Source organism: Planktotalea arctica, from assembly GCF_002105285.1.
GTDB lineage: Bacteria > Pseudomonadota > Alphaproteobacteria > Rhodobacterales > Rhodobacteraceae > Planktotalea > Planktotalea arctica.
Genome location: NZ_MUHR01000006.1, coordinates 1 through 13,671 on the forward strand (window position 1 = coordinate 1; position 13,671 = coordinate 13,671).

A 13,671-nucleotide genomic window follows, 5' to 3' on the forward strand; every position below is an offset into this window, starting at 1 on the left:
CAGAGTTTCGGATACTCCCTTGCGTCATGCTCTTCCTTGCTAACGAGCCCTTCTTTAAGCGCCCACGCGTAGCCGCCATCAGATAGATTGAGATCGTCAAAATAGCAGCACATATATTCCACGAATGTATAGTGGAGATTTGTGTTCTCGTTATCTAGCCACGTCTGCCTCTGCGTCTCAAAGTTTGCAAACTCTTCGATGCTGCTTAACCATCGTTCACGCCAGCCCTTCTTGATTTCCGCTTGATCAGTCATCTCACTGCACCCTTCAGCTAAAGACTAAGACTGTACCCTAGTTCCCCTCAAACGTGCATCACATAAAACCCGTTACACGAGGTCCTTGGTTCGTCATGATTTAGGAAATCGCGCAAGGGTTGTCATTTTATCCAATCCTTCACAACCCCAGCAACCTCACTTGCCTTCTGATGCAGCACCCAATGATCTGCGCCTTTAATCTCGCGTAAGGTCAAATCCGCTGCAAACTCCCCCAAGCCTTCCCGCGTTTCAGGCAGTAGCGCCGTATCGTCCATCCCCCAGATCAACAAATGCGGGCAGCGCACTTGCAGGCGGGCAGGGTCCATTGCGGGCAACTCCAAAGGCCTGCCTGGAGCTGCGACCACCAAAGGCGAGGCGCGATACCAGTTTATCATCGCTTCCAAACGGCCCGCGCGGGACCACTCGGTCTTGTATGCGGCCAGTTTTTCACCGGTGAGCCAACTGAGGTCCATGTTTGCTGAGAAGAGTTGCATAAGTTTGGCGAAATCATTGGCGGCAAAGCGCACTTCGGAACCTGTTTCGCGCAGCACGTTGATGTATTGCGAGGCGGTTGATTGCGCGCCGCCAGCGGCCATTGCGCGCTGGAAGGGGACGGGGTGCACGCCGTTGGCAATGATCAGGCGAGACACGAGATCGGGGTGGAACATGGCCAATCCGTAGGCCACAGAGGCCCCCCAATCGTGGCCCATGACTATCGCAGGACCACCCAACTCACTCATTAAAGCGGCCATGTCAGAGGCGAGAACGCCTGTGCGATAAGCCTCGACACCGCTCGGACAGTAGCTTTGCCCATAGCCGCGTTGATCGGGGGCAACGCAGTAGAATGTGTCTTGGAGCTCTGTCGCCAATTCCGCCCAAGCGCCTGAATATTCTGGGAAACCATGCAGCATCAGCAAGGGTGGCAAGGATGGATCGCCCCATGTGCGCGCGAAGAATTTTTGGCCGTTCAAGGTAAACCAACGCGTCTGCATGGGGCGATCCTTTGTTTTGATTACTTACCAGCGTCCAGAGTTTCGAACATTAACCCGGTGGCTGTGCGCGCGGGGAAACCTTCCCAATAGGTGTGCTCCTCGGTTGGCTTGCCGTCTTCGCCCATCGCTGTCACGCCGTCTTTGGCGTTTGGAACCAGTTCAAGGAAGGCGGCTTTGCTGTCGTCGCCCTTAAGGTGCAGGTCCATAAACGCGGTCGCGAAGTGCTGGGCGATATTGTTCATGCGCACGTTGTCCCAGACCGCGTCCGCGTAATGCTCGAAAGGCGCGAAATCCATGCCCTCGACCATCTGATAGCCCTCGATCGGCGATGGCATCGGTGCGGCTGCGTTGTGGTTCGCGTTCTCGAAAGTGAGCAGGTGACGCTTGGTGCCTGTCGTCTCGGTGAAGATGGAGCGCAGGGCTGAGTAGATCGACACATCATCGACGGAGCCCGCCATAAGCATCAGTGGTTTCTCAAAGCCAGCGAGACCTTCCGCAGACCAGAAGCCGGTGTTCTTGCCCCATGGTGCGATTGCGATGATCGCTTTGACGCGCTCATTCGGCATGGTGGCGTGGCTCACGGACCCCTCCAAGTGCCGCGCCAGAAGGCCGTTTGGCGTGCCCCAAGGATACTCGGTAGAGGCTTGCGTGACGCCTGCGCCGCCATAGATCAGCGCGCCATAACCGCCCATGGAATAACCGAGAATGCCGACTGTGTCGCCGTCGATGATAGCGGCGAGTTCAGGGGATGTGCCGGAGAAATCAGCAAAGGTCTCGACAACGAAATCCTGATCGAGGGGGCGGTTTAGAAGGGTTGAGCCAAAGGCGTTCTGATCCGCATAGGTGCTGTCTGTGTGATCAATCGACACCGTGACATAGCCCTTGGACGCAAGGTTTTCGCCAAGATGCGCCATCAAGTGACGGTTGCCCGGATAACCATGCGAAATCACGATCAACGGGAAACTGCCGGAAGCCGCTGGCGCAGCGTCGCGCACCGCTTGACCCTCAAGCGCAACCTGGACCGAGGCCGCGCGCAGGTTGACGCCTTCATAAGTGCCGCCAGCCTCGACGCCCTGCGCCGCTGGATACCAGACTTCGACCGTCAAAGGGCGATCATATGTCGGGGCATTCTCGGCCGTGGTGTTCACGATGTCGATCTGACCGGGGTTGGATAGCTCGAACGTGCGCACGCCGACCACATGTTCGCCATAGGCGGCAAGTGCGGGGGCGTCGGGGCGGATCGTGTCGATGCGGTTTTCTGCCATGGCAGGCGTCACCATAAGGCCGAGCGCTGCGGCCGCCAATACATGTTTCATGTGGTTTTCTCCCTGTTTCTTCTTGTGCCCGCCAGAATGACGCAGGTTTGATACGGATCAAGGACTACGCAGCGGCACTGTGTCATTGCAAAGGGGAAAAATTGTACGGAGGATGCCCATGACGATCCAAACCACCCAAAACGGCGCGACCCCGCATGAACCGCTTGCGCAAAACGCCAGCGAGGCCCGCCGCACGTTCGAGCAGGGCGCATATCCCTACACCGACAAGATGCCACGCAAGGAGTACGAGGCGCTCAAGGCCGAATTGCAGGCGGAATTGTTGAAAGTGCAGCATTGGGCGCAGGGGATGGGCGAGAAGTTTGTGCTGCTCTTCGAGGGACGGGATGCGGCGGGCAAGGGCGGTACGATCAAACGCTTTACCGAGCATTTGAACCCGCGCGCGGCGCGCGTCGTGGCGTTGAACAAACCCACTGAAGCCGAGCAAGGCCAGTGGTATTTCCAGCGCTATATCAATCATTTGCCCACGTCCGGCGAAATGGTGCTCTATGATCGCAGTTGGTATAATCGTGCGGGTGTGGAGCGGGTCATGGGATTTTGCGAGCCGGGGGAATATCTTGAATTCATGCGCCAAACGCCAGAATTGGAGCGGATGCTGACGCGCTCGGGCATTCGCCTTTATAAATACTGGTTCTCGGTCACGCAGGATGAACAGAAAGAGCGTTTCGACAGCCGCGCCACGGATCCATTGAAGCGCTGGAAGCTCTCACCGATAGACAAGGCGTCGCTTGGCAAATGGGATGATTATACAGAAGCGAAAGAGGCGATGTTCTTTTACACGGACACCGCCGATGCGCCTTGGACCGTGGTAAAATCGAACGACAAGAAGCGCGCGCGGCTGGCGTGCATGCTGCATTTCCTCAATTCGCTGGAGTATCCGGGCAAGAATACCTCATTGGTGACGCACCCCGACCCACAGATCGTGGGAGGCGCGGCGCATGTGATCCATGCGTCCAATCACATTTTGGGCGCGGCTTTGCATCCCGAAACGCGCAAAGGGTAGGGGCGTGGAGGGGGCGCTGCCCCCGCGCTGCGCGCTCCCCCGCGATATTTTTGGAAAGAGGAAGCGCTTAGAGGAAAGTGCGAAGGTCATCCATGATCGACTCGAACCCTTCAAATGTCGCGGTGATGGCATGTGTCAGCCCGTTTTCCGCCTCGGCTTCGATGTCTTTCCAGAGCGTGAGCGATTGGCGGCGCAGCAGATCGCCGCGCGGGTGATCTTGCTCGAACGGGCTGGGCACGCGTTTGAGTTCGGGCTTGCCAAGGGTCGCGCCGCCGCTCAGCGCGGCGTCTAGCTTGGCTTGCAGCGCGTCGCCCTCGCGCTCGCTTACCCATGCGCGCCAAGCGCTTTGGCGGGCCTTGTCCATGCCCGTGAGGCCTGCACCCGCCTTCACGTAATCCTCGGCAATGCCGAAGAAATAGGCCGGCTGCGCGCCATTGCCTTGCGGCGTCCAAAGCAAGTGCAGGTGAAGCGAATAGGGCGTTTTGTCCTTGGAAAAGCGCACATCGCGGTTGGCGCGAAACAGCTTGGTCGTGACGGGTTGATCGAGCCGCACGGCAAGGCGCCCCTCGATCGTCTCAAGCAGTTGTTTCGCGGGTTTCTTCAGCTCGCTCTCGTAGCGCGATTTGTTCTCGGTGAACCAGGCGCGCGTGTTATTGTGCGAAAGTTCGCCGAGAAAGGCGCGCGTTTCGGAGATCAGGGTCGAAAATGCATCTTGCATGGGGCGCCTTTGGGCTTGTGAATGATGTGATTTTCCCTACTTAGACTATATGAGCGCACTGTCCCGCATTCTTTTCACTGCCGCCCTGATTGCCGGGCTGATCGCGCCGCTGGCGCGCGCGCATCCCCATATTTTCGTCACCACGCGTATCGTCGTGGAGATGAACGAGGCGCAGCAGGTCACGGGCGTGAAGATGACCTGGGAATACGATGACTTTTTCACGCTTTTGATCTTCGAGGATATGGGGCTGGACAAGGACGCGGACGGCGCGCTGAGCGAAGCGGAGCTGGATCGCCTGATGGGGTTCGATCTGATCGAGTGGCCCGAAGGCTTTGAGGGTGACCTTTATCTCGCCTCCGAGGGGCGCAAGATCGAAATGCCGCGCCCTGTGCCGCATGATATCGCGGTGCGCGGTGGCAAGATTGTCGCGACGCAAAAGCGCGCGATCCCGAATGTTGCGGCAGAGGGGCTCGAAATCCGGCAATATGATCCGACCTACTATGTGTCCTATGATCTAAGTGGCGGTATTGAAGTGCCCGCGCCCTGCGCCGTGCGCATCGAGCCGCCGGACATGGCCGCAGCAGAAGCGGAAGTTGCGAAACTGACTGAGCAGAGCCTGTCAGGAGATGTGTTTATGGAGGTAAAGCTGGGCCATCTCTATGCCAGCCGCGCGGTGATTTCATGCGCTGGCTAGGCGGGGCGGTGGTCCTCGCGCTCGCTGCGCTGGCGCTTTGGCTTTGGGGCTATGGCGGGGCCGAGAGCATCGCGCGCTGGGCCGCAGAAGGGCAGCGCGACGTGCAGCAGGCCATGGCCAGCTATTTGCGCGCACTCAAGCGCGGTGAGGCAGGGGCGTTCGTGGGCCTGATGGGGCTATGCTTTGCCTACGGGTTTTTCCACGCGGCGGGGCCGGGGCATGGCAAATTGGTAATCGGCGGTTACGGCGTTGCTGCAAAGGTTTCTGCGCTGCGCTTGTCCGCGCTGGCGCTGGCGTCGAGCCTTGCGCAGGCAGGCACGGCGGTGCTCTTGGTGGGGGTTGGTGTCCTCGCCTTTGGTTGGGGGCGCACGCAGATGAGCGCGGCGGCGGATCAATGGCTGGCACCGCTCAGCAGCGGTGCGATTGCGCTGGTGGGGCTTTGGCTGGCGTGGCGTGGAATACAGGCATTGCGCCGTAAACCCACAAGCGAGACCTGCGCCAGTTGCGGCCATTCCCATGGGCCGACGCCGCAGCAAGCAAGCGAAGTGAATGGCCTGCGCGACGCGCTGGCGGTGATCGGTGCGGTGGCACTAAGGCCTTGTACAGGCGCGCTTTTCTTGCTGATTATCACATGGAGCATGGGGATTTTCGCCGCTGGTATCGCAGGCGCTTTGGTGATGGGGCTGGGCACTGCAAGTGTGACGGTTCTGGTCGCGCTTGCCTCTGTTAGCCTGCGCTCTGGCATTCTTACATCACTGGCTACGGATGCACGGGTTTTCAGCGTATCCATGGCGCTGCAAATTACCATCGGCCTCGCCATCGCGGCGGTCGCTATGCAAATGACACTTGCCGCGCTTTAAGGCTTAGGCCAAAGCTGGGGCATGAGTGATCCAAAGAACACCGCCCCGACCACAGCCCCGAGTACGACCCCGCTGCCGATGAGCAACTCCGGCCATGTACGTGCGATTGCGACGCTGGGCCTGCCGCTCATTGGCGGGCATTTGGCGCAGTTTTCAATCACGCTGACCGATACGGTGATGATGGGTTGGTACTCGGTCGAAGGGCTGGCGGCAGTGACGCTGGCGGGTACTTTCTTTTTCGTTTTGTTCATTTTCGGATCGGGCTTTGCGCAAGCGGTTATGCCGTTGGTCGCGAGCCAGTTCGCGAATGGGGATGATGTGCAAATGCGCCGCACCACGCGCATGGGCCTGTGGATGTCGTTTGTTTTTGCGCTTGGGGTCATGCCGCTGTTCTTCTTTTCGGACCCTGTTTTGCGCGCGCTGGGACAAACCGATGCGCTCGCGGCAGAGGCGCAGAGCTATTTGCGCATTGCGGGCTGGGGCATCATTCCTGCGCTGGGCGTGATGGTGCTCAAATCCCACCTTGCCGCGATGGAGCGCACCAAGGTGGTGCTTTGGGTGACGATCATCGCCGCCGTGGCCAACGCGTTTTTGAATTACGCGCTGATTTTTGGCCATTGGGGCATGCCCGAGCTTGGGCTGCGCGGCTCTGCGATTGCATCGGTGATCGTCCAAATCCTCTCGCTTGCGGTAATCGTGGGCTACGTGATGCGCGCGCTGCCGCAGCAGCAGCTTTTTGCCCGCATTTGGCGCCCCGATTGGGAGGCGTTCTTTCTGGTGGGCCGCCTTGGCGTGCCCATCGGGTTCACCATGCTCGCGGAGGTCGGCCTGTTCGCCGCATCGACACTGATGATGGGCTGGCTTGGCACGATTGCGCTTGCGGCGCACGGCGTCGCGCTACAATTGGCGAGCCTGACGTTCATGGTGCATCTTGGCCTTTCAAACGCGGCGACCGTGCGTGCGGGCAATGCGCTTGGGCGGCGCGACGGTGAGCATCTGGCGCGCGGCGCCAAGGTTATCATCGCGCTGTCGATGATCATGGCGCTGGCAACGATTGCAGTCTTCGTGGCCTTCCCCGAGCCGCTGATATCACTGTTTTTGGATAGCGACGAGCCGAACAAAGGTGCGATTATCGCGGTGGGCACGATCCTTTTGGTGATGGCGGGCGTGTTCCAACTTGTCGATGCTGCGCAAGTCATGGCGCTGGGCTTGCTTCGTGGCCTGCGCGACACAAAAGTCCCGATGAGCTACGCGGTCTTCAGCTATTGGGTGATCGGCGCGCCGTGTTCGTACCTTCTTGGCTTCACGTTCGGATTTGGTGGAGCAGGGATTTGGGGCGGCCTTGCCATAGGACTCGCGTTTGCGGCAGTTCTCATGATGGTGCGCTTCTGGCGTCTAAGCCCTATGATTGTTACGCGCGGGGCTTGAGCGGTTGTTAGCTGCGATCTTGCAGTAAGCGATCCGCTTTTTTGCGCACCAGAACCGAGCGCAGATCGTGCATTGCCAGAAGCAGATCGTCCGTCACCGCCTCTAGCTGGGCATCGGTGGCTTTGGCCTGCGCCCACTGCGTCGTGAGGTTGAGGTAATCTACAGCGCGGTGAATGTCGTCGATGTCACGCTCGGCCAGAAGCGCCGTGCGCTCGGCCATCCAGTCCTGAATCACCTCCAGATCACGCTCGCTCAATTCGCGATCGCCCTGTGGCTTGATCTCGCCATTGCGGATGTTGACGGTCGCGATTTGATCCATTTCGATCCGGCGCTGACGGTTTTCCGTATCAACGCGGAATACAAAAGCACCATTTTCGCGCACGCGAAAGTAGTAATCAGGCAGATGACCGGACATGCTCGATCCTTATTGTTTTATGCCTCAAACCAGCGATGCACAGAACGTCTGGATGCGCGTGCAGGCCTCGGTGAGGGCTTCGTCCGACGTAGCGTAGCTGACACGGAAGTTTGGCGATAGCCCGAAGGCAGCGCCGAAGACCACAGCAACGCCAGTTTGCTCTAGCAATTGGGTTGCAAAGACCTCGTCGTTTTCAATCACGGTGCCGTTTTGTGTGGTTTTTCCAATCAACCCTTTGATCGAGGGATAGACATAGAAGGCCCCCTCGGGCACCGGGCAGGTGATACCGTCGATCGCGCTCAGCATGTGCACCACCAGATCGCGGCGGCGCACGAATATCTTGTTGTTTTCTGCCAGAAAATCCTGTGGGCCATTCAGCGCCTCTACGGCGGCCCACTGGCTGATCGTGCAAGGGTTTGAGGTGCTCTGGCTCTGGATCTTGCGCATTGCGTCGATAAGCATCTTCGGGCCTGCCGCATAGCCGATGCGCCAGCCGGTCATCGCATAGGCCTTGGACACGCCATTGCAGGTCAGCGTGCGCTCATAAAGGGCGGGTTCCACCTGTGCGGGGGTCGCGAATTCGAACCCGTCATAGCTCAGGTGTTCATACATATCATCGGTCATCACCCAGACATGGGGATGGCGCAGCAACACGTCGGTCAATTTCTTCAGCTCGCTGTGGGTATAGCCCGCGCCGGTAGGGTTGGAAGGAGAGTTGAAGATGAACCATTTGGTCTTGGGGGTGATCGCCGCATCAAGCTGCTCTGCGGTGATCTTGTATTTGCTCTCGGGCGAGGCGGACACGATGCGCGGCTCGCCCCCCGCAAGCAGCACCATATCGGGATAGCTGACCCAATAGGGGGCGGGAATCAGAACTTCGTCGCCCGGGTTCATCGTCGCCATCAGCGCATTGTAGAGGATCTGCTTGCCACCCGATCCGACGCTGACCTGATCGGGGGTGTAGCGCAAATCATTCTCGCGCGCGAACTTGTCGCAAATCGCTTGCTTCAACTCTGCGATCCCGTCCACAGCGGTGTATTTCGTTTTGCCCGCTGTGATCGCAGCAAGGCCCGCGTCCTTGATGTGCTCGGGCGTGTCGAAATCCGGCTCGCCCGCGCCAAGGCCGATCACGTCGCGCCCGGCGGCTTTGAGCGCCTGCGCTTTTGTGGTCACGGCGATCGTTGGCGACGGCTTAACGCGCGTAAGTGTCGCAGAAAGGAAGGTCATGGGGCGCTCCGAATTGTATTCTTACCTCGTCCCTCTTAGGGTTAGCACCGCACGCAATCAAGCGTTCTGCTTCTCGGATGAACCGGAGACACTGAAATGAACGATATCGATGCCCTGAACGCGACCCCGATGACCACGCAAGACATGCCCTCCGAGGATTGGTACGGGCCTGACGCGGCGACCTTCGGCGATCGCCTCGCCGCGGCGCGCGATCACGCGAAAATGACGCAAGCACAGCTTGCGCGCCGTCTCGGGGTGAAAGCGAGCACGTTGAAATCATGGGAGCAGGACCTCTCGGAGCCGCGTGCGAACCGGCTGTCGATGATGGCGGGCCTGCTCAACGTGTCGATGATGTGGTTGCTGAACGGCGAGGGCGAAGGCCTTGATGCGCCGATCGCGGATGAAACGCCAATCGACGCGGATGTCGCGGCAATTCTGCGCGATGTGCGTGATCTCCGGGTTGTCATCAGCCAATCCGCCGATCATCTTGCGCGGCTAGAAAAGCGCCTGCGTACAGCATTGAAAGAAGCCTGATCTGATGGGTAATATGTCTGAAAAACCTGAAAATCGCATCAAGCGTTTGAAAATGCGTTCGATGCGGCGGGGCATCAAAGAGATGGATATCATCCTCTCCGCCTATGCCGGACGCGAACTCGAGCGTATGGATGACGCGCAGATTACGCTCTATGATGCGCTGCTCGACGAGAACGACCAGGACCTCTATTCTTGGGTCACGGGGCAGACAATGGCGCCGCCCCAGTTTCGGGATTTGCTGGCTAATATTGCACAAACCTTTCAAAAATAGCCCTTTTTCAGTTTAACCGAATATTTGCAAATTTGCCCCATTGTGATCCGCGAGCAGTTCAGCGGAGAAAAGAATGAGCATTCACAGCGTAGTGCATACCGATCTTAAGACGGGTGCGGACAAAGGTTTTATTACAGGATATCTAGAAGCGCTTGCACTGGTGGAGCGGCTGCATCGTTTGCTGCTCGACGTGATCAAGGACGAGTTCGAGCGGATCAACGTGCTTGAAATCAACGCGGTTCAGGGACTTTTGTTGTTCAACATTGGCGATAACGAAGTCACGGCGGGGGAGTTGAAATCGCGTGGCTACTATCAAGGCTCCAACGTCAGTTATAACCTCAAGAAGTTGGTGGAAATGGGCTTTATGCACCATCAGCGCTGCGAGATCGACCGCCGCTCCGTGCGGGTCAAGCTGACGCGGAAAGGGCGCGATATTCGCGATGGCATCGCGCAATTGTTCGAACGCCACGCGGATGGTCTGCAAGGCAAGGGTGTGCTTGGTCCCGAAGGGTTGATTGAAATCACTGGCGCGCTGAAGCGGATGGAGCGATACTGGACAGACCAGATCCGCTATATCTATTGACCCTGCAGCGGGGTTTGCTCCGACAGGATCATGCCCTGCAATTCGCGTTTTAGCTTGCGCACCATCGCGCTTTCATAGTCTTCAAATCCAAGCGCGACTTCGACAAAGCTCAGGGGGCCGTGTATGACGTAGGCGTTGAAATAGGAGGACAGCTCGCCAATCTGTGCTTGGCGGTTGTCCCCATGATCCAGCGCATCGGCTCCGATCACTAGCGCGTTGATTGTCATTCCGTCAAAGCGGCGATCATCGATATCCTGGGGCTGCGGGCCGGAGTTGTTCTTGCCATCGCCCGAAATGTCCAAAGTGCGGGTCCAGCAATCGGGCTGCTGCGCCAAAAGGGCGGCACCGTAGAGCAACGCGGTGCCAAGCCCCGTGGATTGCTCCGAGGGGGCGGTGCGCTGCGCCGCGCCAAGGCGCGCCGCGATCGCGTTCAGGGCTGCGGCATCGGTAATTGCGCTCCAAGGCAGTAGCAGTGTTTGATCTGCAGGTCCGCTCCATTCATAAACCGCGATGCGCACGGGATTGCCCGGCATTGAGAGCAGCGCGCCTTGCACGCTTGGCTCCAGCAGCGCGGCGAGCACCCCGTCAAGTTGCAAACGGTACTCGCGGCTATCCACCGATCCCGACACGTCAAGCCCAAGCGCCAGCGCCTGCCTGCACCGCTCTTGCGCCAGCGCAGGCCCCGTCATCAGTGCGAACGCGAGAACCGTCAGCATCGCGCGCCTCATAGCCGCGAGGGTCGCAGGCTTGGTCTGCTCGTCGGGGCTTCGCCGATCATCAGATTGCTGATTTCGCGAAACAGTTTGCGCGTCATCACCCGCTCGAAATCTTCAAAACCATCGGCGATCTCGAGGAACGATTGCGGGCCGTGCAGGACTTCGCTTTCGTAAAACCACTCCACATCAGGATCGCTTCCGGTGATCACAAGACCGTTGACCGTGACGCCTTGAAAGGGAAAATGGCGATAGGCGATCAAAGGGCCAAAGCCGTCATTGTTGATGCCGTCGCCAGACACGTCCATCACGCGGCGATCGCAGTTTGGCGCGGATTTGAACAACCCTGCGCCATAGCCAAGCGAAAACCCCATTGCTGTAGGAAATCGCGAATAACTGCGCTCGCTCTGTGCGATCCGCGCGGCGGCCTGCGCTATGGCGGCGCGGCTGTCGAGGATTAGCCAGTCGACGATCACACTTTGCTGATAGCGCCCGCTCCACTCATAAACGCTCAATGCCACATAACCGTCCGAGCCTTGCAATATCGCGCGGCTCACATCCTCGGACAAAAGCGCGGCGGCGAGGCCATTTTGCTGCAACGCGTATTCTTCTTGCGACACGGAAGAAGACACATCCATCGCCAGCACCAGCGCAAGGCGGCAAGCTGCCTCTGCCGATGCGGCAAAGCCCGAGGCGATCAGCGCAAGCGCCCAAGTAAGGGAGGCGCGCAGGCTCACCAGTGACCTATGCTCTCCATGCTGCTCCACGGCTCGGCGGGTGCGAGCGCGTTGCCCTCTTGCAGCAATTCGATCGAGATATTGTCAGGCGAGCGTACAAAGGCCATCCGCCCGTCGCGCGGCGGCCGGTTCAGCGTTACGCCGTTATCGATCAGATGTTGGCAGGTCGCATAGATGTCGCTGACCGAATAGGCCAGATGGCCGAAATGGCGACTGTCCGAGGGCAAAGCGTCGTCGCCGTCCCAGTTATACGTTAGCTCGACCGGGCATTCCGGCTGATCGGGGGGGGCCATGAACACCAGCGAAAAGCGGCCCTTTTCATGATCCATGCGCCGCGTTTCTTGCATGCCGAGCAAGCGGTAAAAGGCTATTGAGGCCTCTAGATCCTTCACGCGCACCATCGTGTGCAGATACTTCAACGCCATTGATCTCTCCTCTTTTCATTATTTCGGGAGAGTAGCGGTCAAATCGAAAGTGTCGAGAGCCTAGCGTAGATCAGTCCGTAAAAGCTGCGCATTAGAACGCGGATTGAATGCCGACCCGCAGCCCGAGCCCCTGACTTTCATAGAGCCCGATGTTCGAATTGGTCTTGCGCGCCGTCAGCGTGAGCGAGGGGGAAAACCCGAAGTATTCAAGGTTGTTGAATACCCCCGTCACATCGAGCGCCAGCGTTTTGTCCTGTTGCCCAAAACGTGAAAATCGGGAGATTTCATGAACTTTCTGGCTGATTTCGACCCCAAAATCGACAGATACACCTGCAATCGGGCGCGCAATCGCATAGCGGGTGCTTAGCCTGACTTGCCGGTAATCGAGACTGGAATCGATTGAATTGCTGTTGGTGGCGAACAGGCTCAACGTCAGGCGGTCGCGGTTGGGCAGCGTCACGCGCATTCCTGTGCTAAGGCCCCAACTGTCTACGTCTTGCCGGTTGGACAGCGAACGTTGGTATTCGCGGTTGATCCCGGTGAACATGAAGCTGCCCGGCGCGATCACGTAATTCTGCGTAAAACCAATGCGCAGGTATTCCATGAAGGGGTCATGCCCGTACCACGTGCGCCCGCCGGTGATTTCGAACTGGTTGGGGAGCATGTTGTCTGCGCCGCTGAAACCGCGCCGGACATAGCTGAGCGAGGCTGAGGAAAAAGCAAACTCCGAGCCCTCGGTGGTGGGCGCAAGCTGTTTGGCCTCTTCGCTCAATGTGTAGGTCTTGTGATCTAGGCGCAGCAGTAGATCGTTCTGCGCGCGCGCGGTTTCCAAAAGGCGGTAGCGCGTGGCGACGCCAGTGCTGTATTCCACTCCGGATAGGGCGCGGGCGGCGCCGCTCAGTTGAAATTCAAACGGAAGATCGAATAATCGCGTCGTGCTGCGCGCGCTGCCGTTGTTGATGTTGGAATTGGGTGAGGCGGAAAAGCTGAACTCGGTTGCCCAAGGGTTCGTGCGCTGTACGTAGCGAAAATCACGGATCGCTATGGATTTGAACTCATCGTTTGGCGCGTTTTGCGCTGCACGGCGGAGCCAAATTTGTGCGCGTGTTTTCGCGCCTGACGTCGAGAGCGATTGCGCCATGACCATGGATGCGCCAAACCGCTCGGAGGCATTTCCAGCCAGCCCCCAGGCGCGCTGTGCGGTGGCGATGGCTTCGGGCAGGCGACCCAGATCACGCGCAGCACGCGCGCGGATGATCAACGCTTCCGTATCCTCTGGATCGCGTTGCAGCAGCGCTGTGGCGACTTGATATCCCATGCGAGGATCGCCGTTGACCACCGCATTGGCAGCCAGATTGCGCATTTGCAGCGGCGAGAGCTCAGCGGTGCCCGCGCTCTGGGCCTGCAGAGATGTACCCATCGCGCCGAGGCTGAGAACTGCAACTGCACACAGGTTTCGCAACCGAGAAATGGATAGGGACAT

General features: G+C 58.8%; 17 protein-coding genes. 7 read left to right on the plus strand and 10 right to left on the minus strand.

Translation table 11 applies throughout. The annotated features are described in order from the left end of the window. The 3 genes from B9P63_RS07275 to B9P63_RS07285 all read right to left on the minus strand — a co-directional run. The coding region (locus B9P63_RS07275; protein WP_139816219.1) for a hypothetical protein at positions 1 to 254 on the minus strand (254 nt) is incomplete at its 3' end. Positions 255 to 376: 122 nt separating this feature from the next. Beyond that, positions 377 to 1,246 carry an alpha/beta fold hydrolase gene (locus B9P63_RS07280; RefSeq protein WP_085307917.1) on the minus strand — a complete coding sequence of 290 codons (870 nt, stop codon included), beginning with the start codon at positions 1,244 to 1,246 and terminating at the stop codon, positions 377 to 379. A gap of 20 nt (positions 1,247 to 1,266) precedes the next feature. Next, on the minus strand, positions 1,267 to 2,562 hold the full coding sequence (locus tag B9P63_RS07285) for an alpha/beta hydrolase family protein (RefSeq protein ID WP_085307918.1): 1,296 nt from the start codon (positions 2,560 to 2,562) through the stop codon (positions 1,267 to 1,269). A 112-nt stretch (positions 2,563 to 2,674) separates the two neighbouring features. Between B9P63_RS07285 and ppk2 the strand changes: the two genes are divergently transcribed. Then, positions 2,675 to 3,583 carry a polyphosphate kinase 2 gene (gene ppk2, locus B9P63_RS07290; protein ID WP_425439734.1) on the plus strand — a complete coding sequence of 303 codons (909 nt, stop codon included), beginning with the start codon at positions 2,675 to 2,677 and terminating at the stop codon, positions 3,581 to 3,583. A 67-nt stretch (positions 3,584 to 3,650) separates the two neighbouring features. Here the strand turns inward: ppk2 and B9P63_RS07295 are convergent, their stop codons facing one another. Next, the gene (locus B9P63_RS07295) at positions 3,651 to 4,301 is read right to left on the minus strand and encodes a TIGR02453 family protein (protein ID WP_085307920.1); all 651 of its coding nucleotides are present in this window, start codon (positions 4,299 to 4,301) and stop codon (positions 3,651 to 3,653) included. Positions 4,302 to 4,350: 49 nt separating this feature from the next. On the opposite strand from B9P63_RS07295, the gene B9P63_RS07300 reads away from it, so the two are divergent. Genes B9P63_RS07300 through B9P63_RS07310 form a run of 3 tightly spaced genes read left to right on the plus strand, consistent with a single transcriptional unit; the run spans position 4,351 to position 7,283 of the window. After that, positions 4,351 to 4,995 (plus strand): DUF1007 family protein, encoded by a 645-nt coding sequence (locus B9P63_RS07300; RefSeq protein WP_085307921.1) that lies wholly within the window; start codon positions 4,351 to 4,353, stop codon positions 4,993 to 4,995. Beyond that, entirely contained in the window at positions 4,983 to 5,855 is an 873-nt protein-coding gene (locus tag B9P63_RS07305) for a nickel/cobalt transporter (protein ID WP_085307922.1), read from the plus strand. Before B9P63_RS07300 ends, B9P63_RS07305 begins: the two co-directional genes overlap by 13 nt. A gap of 21 nt (positions 5,856 to 5,876) precedes the next feature. Next, positions 5,877 to 7,283, plus strand: coding sequence for an MATE family efflux transporter (locus B9P63_RS07310; protein WP_245830579.1), 1,407 nt, complete (start codon positions 5,877 to 5,879; stop codon positions 7,281 to 7,283). 7 nt (positions 7,284 to 7,290) lie between these two features. Here the strand turns inward: B9P63_RS07310 and B9P63_RS07315 are convergent, their stop codons facing one another. Together B9P63_RS07315 and B9P63_RS07320 are read right to left on the minus strand one after the other, a co-directional pair. Then, positions 7,291 to 7,698, minus strand: a complete 408-nt coding sequence (locus B9P63_RS07315) for a hypothetical protein (protein WP_085307923.1) — start codon at positions 7,696 to 7,698, stop codon at positions 7,291 to 7,293. A 24-nt stretch (positions 7,699 to 7,722) separates the two neighbouring features. After that, positions 7,723 to 8,925, minus strand: coding sequence for a pyridoxal phosphate-dependent aminotransferase (locus B9P63_RS07320; RefSeq protein WP_085307924.1), 1,203 nt, complete (start codon positions 8,923 to 8,925; stop codon positions 7,723 to 7,725). Positions 8,926 to 9,021: 96 nt separating this feature from the next. Here B9P63_RS07320 and B9P63_RS07325 point away from each other — a divergent pair, with 96 nt between their 5' ends. The 3 genes from B9P63_RS07325 (at position 9,022) to B9P63_RS07335 (ending at position 10,313) form a co-directional block, all read left to right on the plus strand. Further along, positions 9,022 to 9,459, plus strand: a complete 438-nt coding sequence (locus tag B9P63_RS07325; RefSeq protein ID WP_245830580.1) for a helix-turn-helix domain-containing protein — start codon at positions 9,022 to 9,024, stop codon at positions 9,457 to 9,459. Positions 9,460 to 9,472: 13 nt separating this feature from the next. Beyond that, positions 9,473 to 9,730 (plus strand): succinate dehydrogenase assembly factor 2, encoded by a 258-nt coding sequence (locus B9P63_RS07330; RefSeq protein WP_085308298.1) that lies wholly within the window; start codon positions 9,473 to 9,475, stop codon positions 9,728 to 9,730. 73 nt (positions 9,731 to 9,803) lie between these two features. Further along, positions 9,804 to 10,313, plus strand: a complete 510-nt coding sequence (locus B9P63_RS07335; RefSeq protein ID WP_085307925.1) for a MarR family winged helix-turn-helix transcriptional regulator — start codon at positions 9,804 to 9,806, stop codon at positions 10,311 to 10,313. On the opposite strand, the gene B9P63_RS07340 is transcribed toward B9P63_RS07335, so the two are convergent. The 4 genes from B9P63_RS07340 to B9P63_RS07355 form a co-directional block, all read right to left on the minus strand. Next, positions 10,307 to 11,029, minus strand: a complete 723-nt coding sequence (locus tag B9P63_RS07340) for a DUF1194 domain-containing protein (protein WP_245830581.1) — start codon at positions 11,027 to 11,029, stop codon at positions 10,307 to 10,309. The genes B9P63_RS07335 and B9P63_RS07340 overlap by 7 nt on opposite strands. An 8-nt stretch (positions 11,030 to 11,037) precedes the next feature. Next, positions 11,038 to 11,763 (minus strand): DUF1194 domain-containing protein, encoded by a 726-nt coding sequence (locus tag B9P63_RS07345; RefSeq protein WP_342743570.1) that lies wholly within the window; start codon positions 11,761 to 11,763, stop codon positions 11,038 to 11,040. Continuing rightward, complete coding sequence (locus B9P63_RS07350; protein ID WP_085307928.1) at positions 11,760 to 12,188, minus strand: VOC family protein; 429 nt, start codon at positions 12,186 to 12,188, stop codon at positions 11,760 to 11,762. The genes B9P63_RS07345 and B9P63_RS07350 overlap by 4 nt, the downstream gene beginning before the upstream one ends. Positions 12,189 to 12,279: 91 nt before the next feature. Continuing rightward, a complete protein-coding gene (locus B9P63_RS07355) occupies positions 12,280 to 13,671 on the minus strand; it encodes a surface lipoprotein assembly modifier (RefSeq protein WP_139816220.1) in 1,392 nt (463 codons plus the stop codon).

Bases quoted from the DNA above. Each gene is read 5' to 3' on its own strand.
- B9P63_RS07280 (WP_085307917.1), bottom strand. From the start codon at position 1,246: ATGCAGACGCGTTGGTTTACCTTGAACGGCCAAAAATTCTTCGCGCGC.
- B9P63_RS07285 (WP_085307918.1), bottom strand. From the start codon at position 2,562: ATGAAACATGTATTGGCGGCCGCAGCGCTCGGCCTTATGGTGACGCCT.
- ppk2 (WP_425439734.1), top strand. From the start codon at position 2,675: ATGCCCATGACGATCCAAACCACCCAAAACGGCGCGACCCCGCATGAA.
- B9P63_RS07295 (WP_085307920.1), bottom strand. From the start codon at position 4,301: ATGCAAGATGCATTTTCGACCCTGATCTCCGAAACGCGCGCCTTTCTC.
- B9P63_RS07300 (WP_085307921.1), top strand. From the start codon at position 4,351: ATGAGCGCACTGTCCCGCATTCTTTTCACTGCCGCCCTGATTGCCGGG.
- B9P63_RS07305 (WP_085307922.1), top strand. From the start codon at position 4,983: ATGCGCTGGCTAGGCGGGGCGGTGGTCCTCGCGCTCGCTGCGCTGGCG.
- B9P63_RS07310 (WP_245830579.1), top strand. From the start codon at position 5,877: ATGAGTGATCCAAAGAACACCGCCCCGACCACAGCCCCGAGTACGACC.
- B9P63_RS07315 (WP_085307923.1), bottom strand. From the start codon at position 7,698: ATGTCCGGTCATCTGCCTGATTACTACTTTCGCGTGCGCGAAAATGGT.
- B9P63_RS07320 (WP_085307924.1), bottom strand. From the start codon at position 8,925: ATGACCTTCCTTTCTGCGACACTTACGCGCGTTAAGCCGTCGCCAACG.
- B9P63_RS07325 (WP_245830580.1), top strand. From the start codon at position 9,022: ATGAACGATATCGATGCCCTGAACGCGACCCCGATGACCACGCAAGAC.
- B9P63_RS07330 (WP_085308298.1), top strand. From the start codon at position 9,473: ATGTCTGAAAAACCTGAAAATCGCATCAAGCGTTTGAAAATGCGTTCG.
- B9P63_RS07335 (WP_085307925.1), top strand. From the start codon at position 9,804: ATGAGCATTCACAGCGTAGTGCATACCGATCTTAAGACGGGTGCGGAC.
- B9P63_RS07340 (WP_245830581.1), bottom strand. From the start codon at position 11,029: ATGCTGACGGTTCTCGCGTTCGCACTGATGACGGGGCCTGCGCTGGCG.
- B9P63_RS07350 (WP_085307928.1), bottom strand. From the start codon at position 12,188: ATGGCGTTGAAGTATCTGCACACGATGGTGCGCGTGAAGGATCTAGAG.
- B9P63_RS07355 (WP_139816220.1), bottom strand. From the start codon at position 13,671: ATGTCCCTATCCATTTCTCGGTTGCGAAACCTGTGTGCAGTTGCAGTT.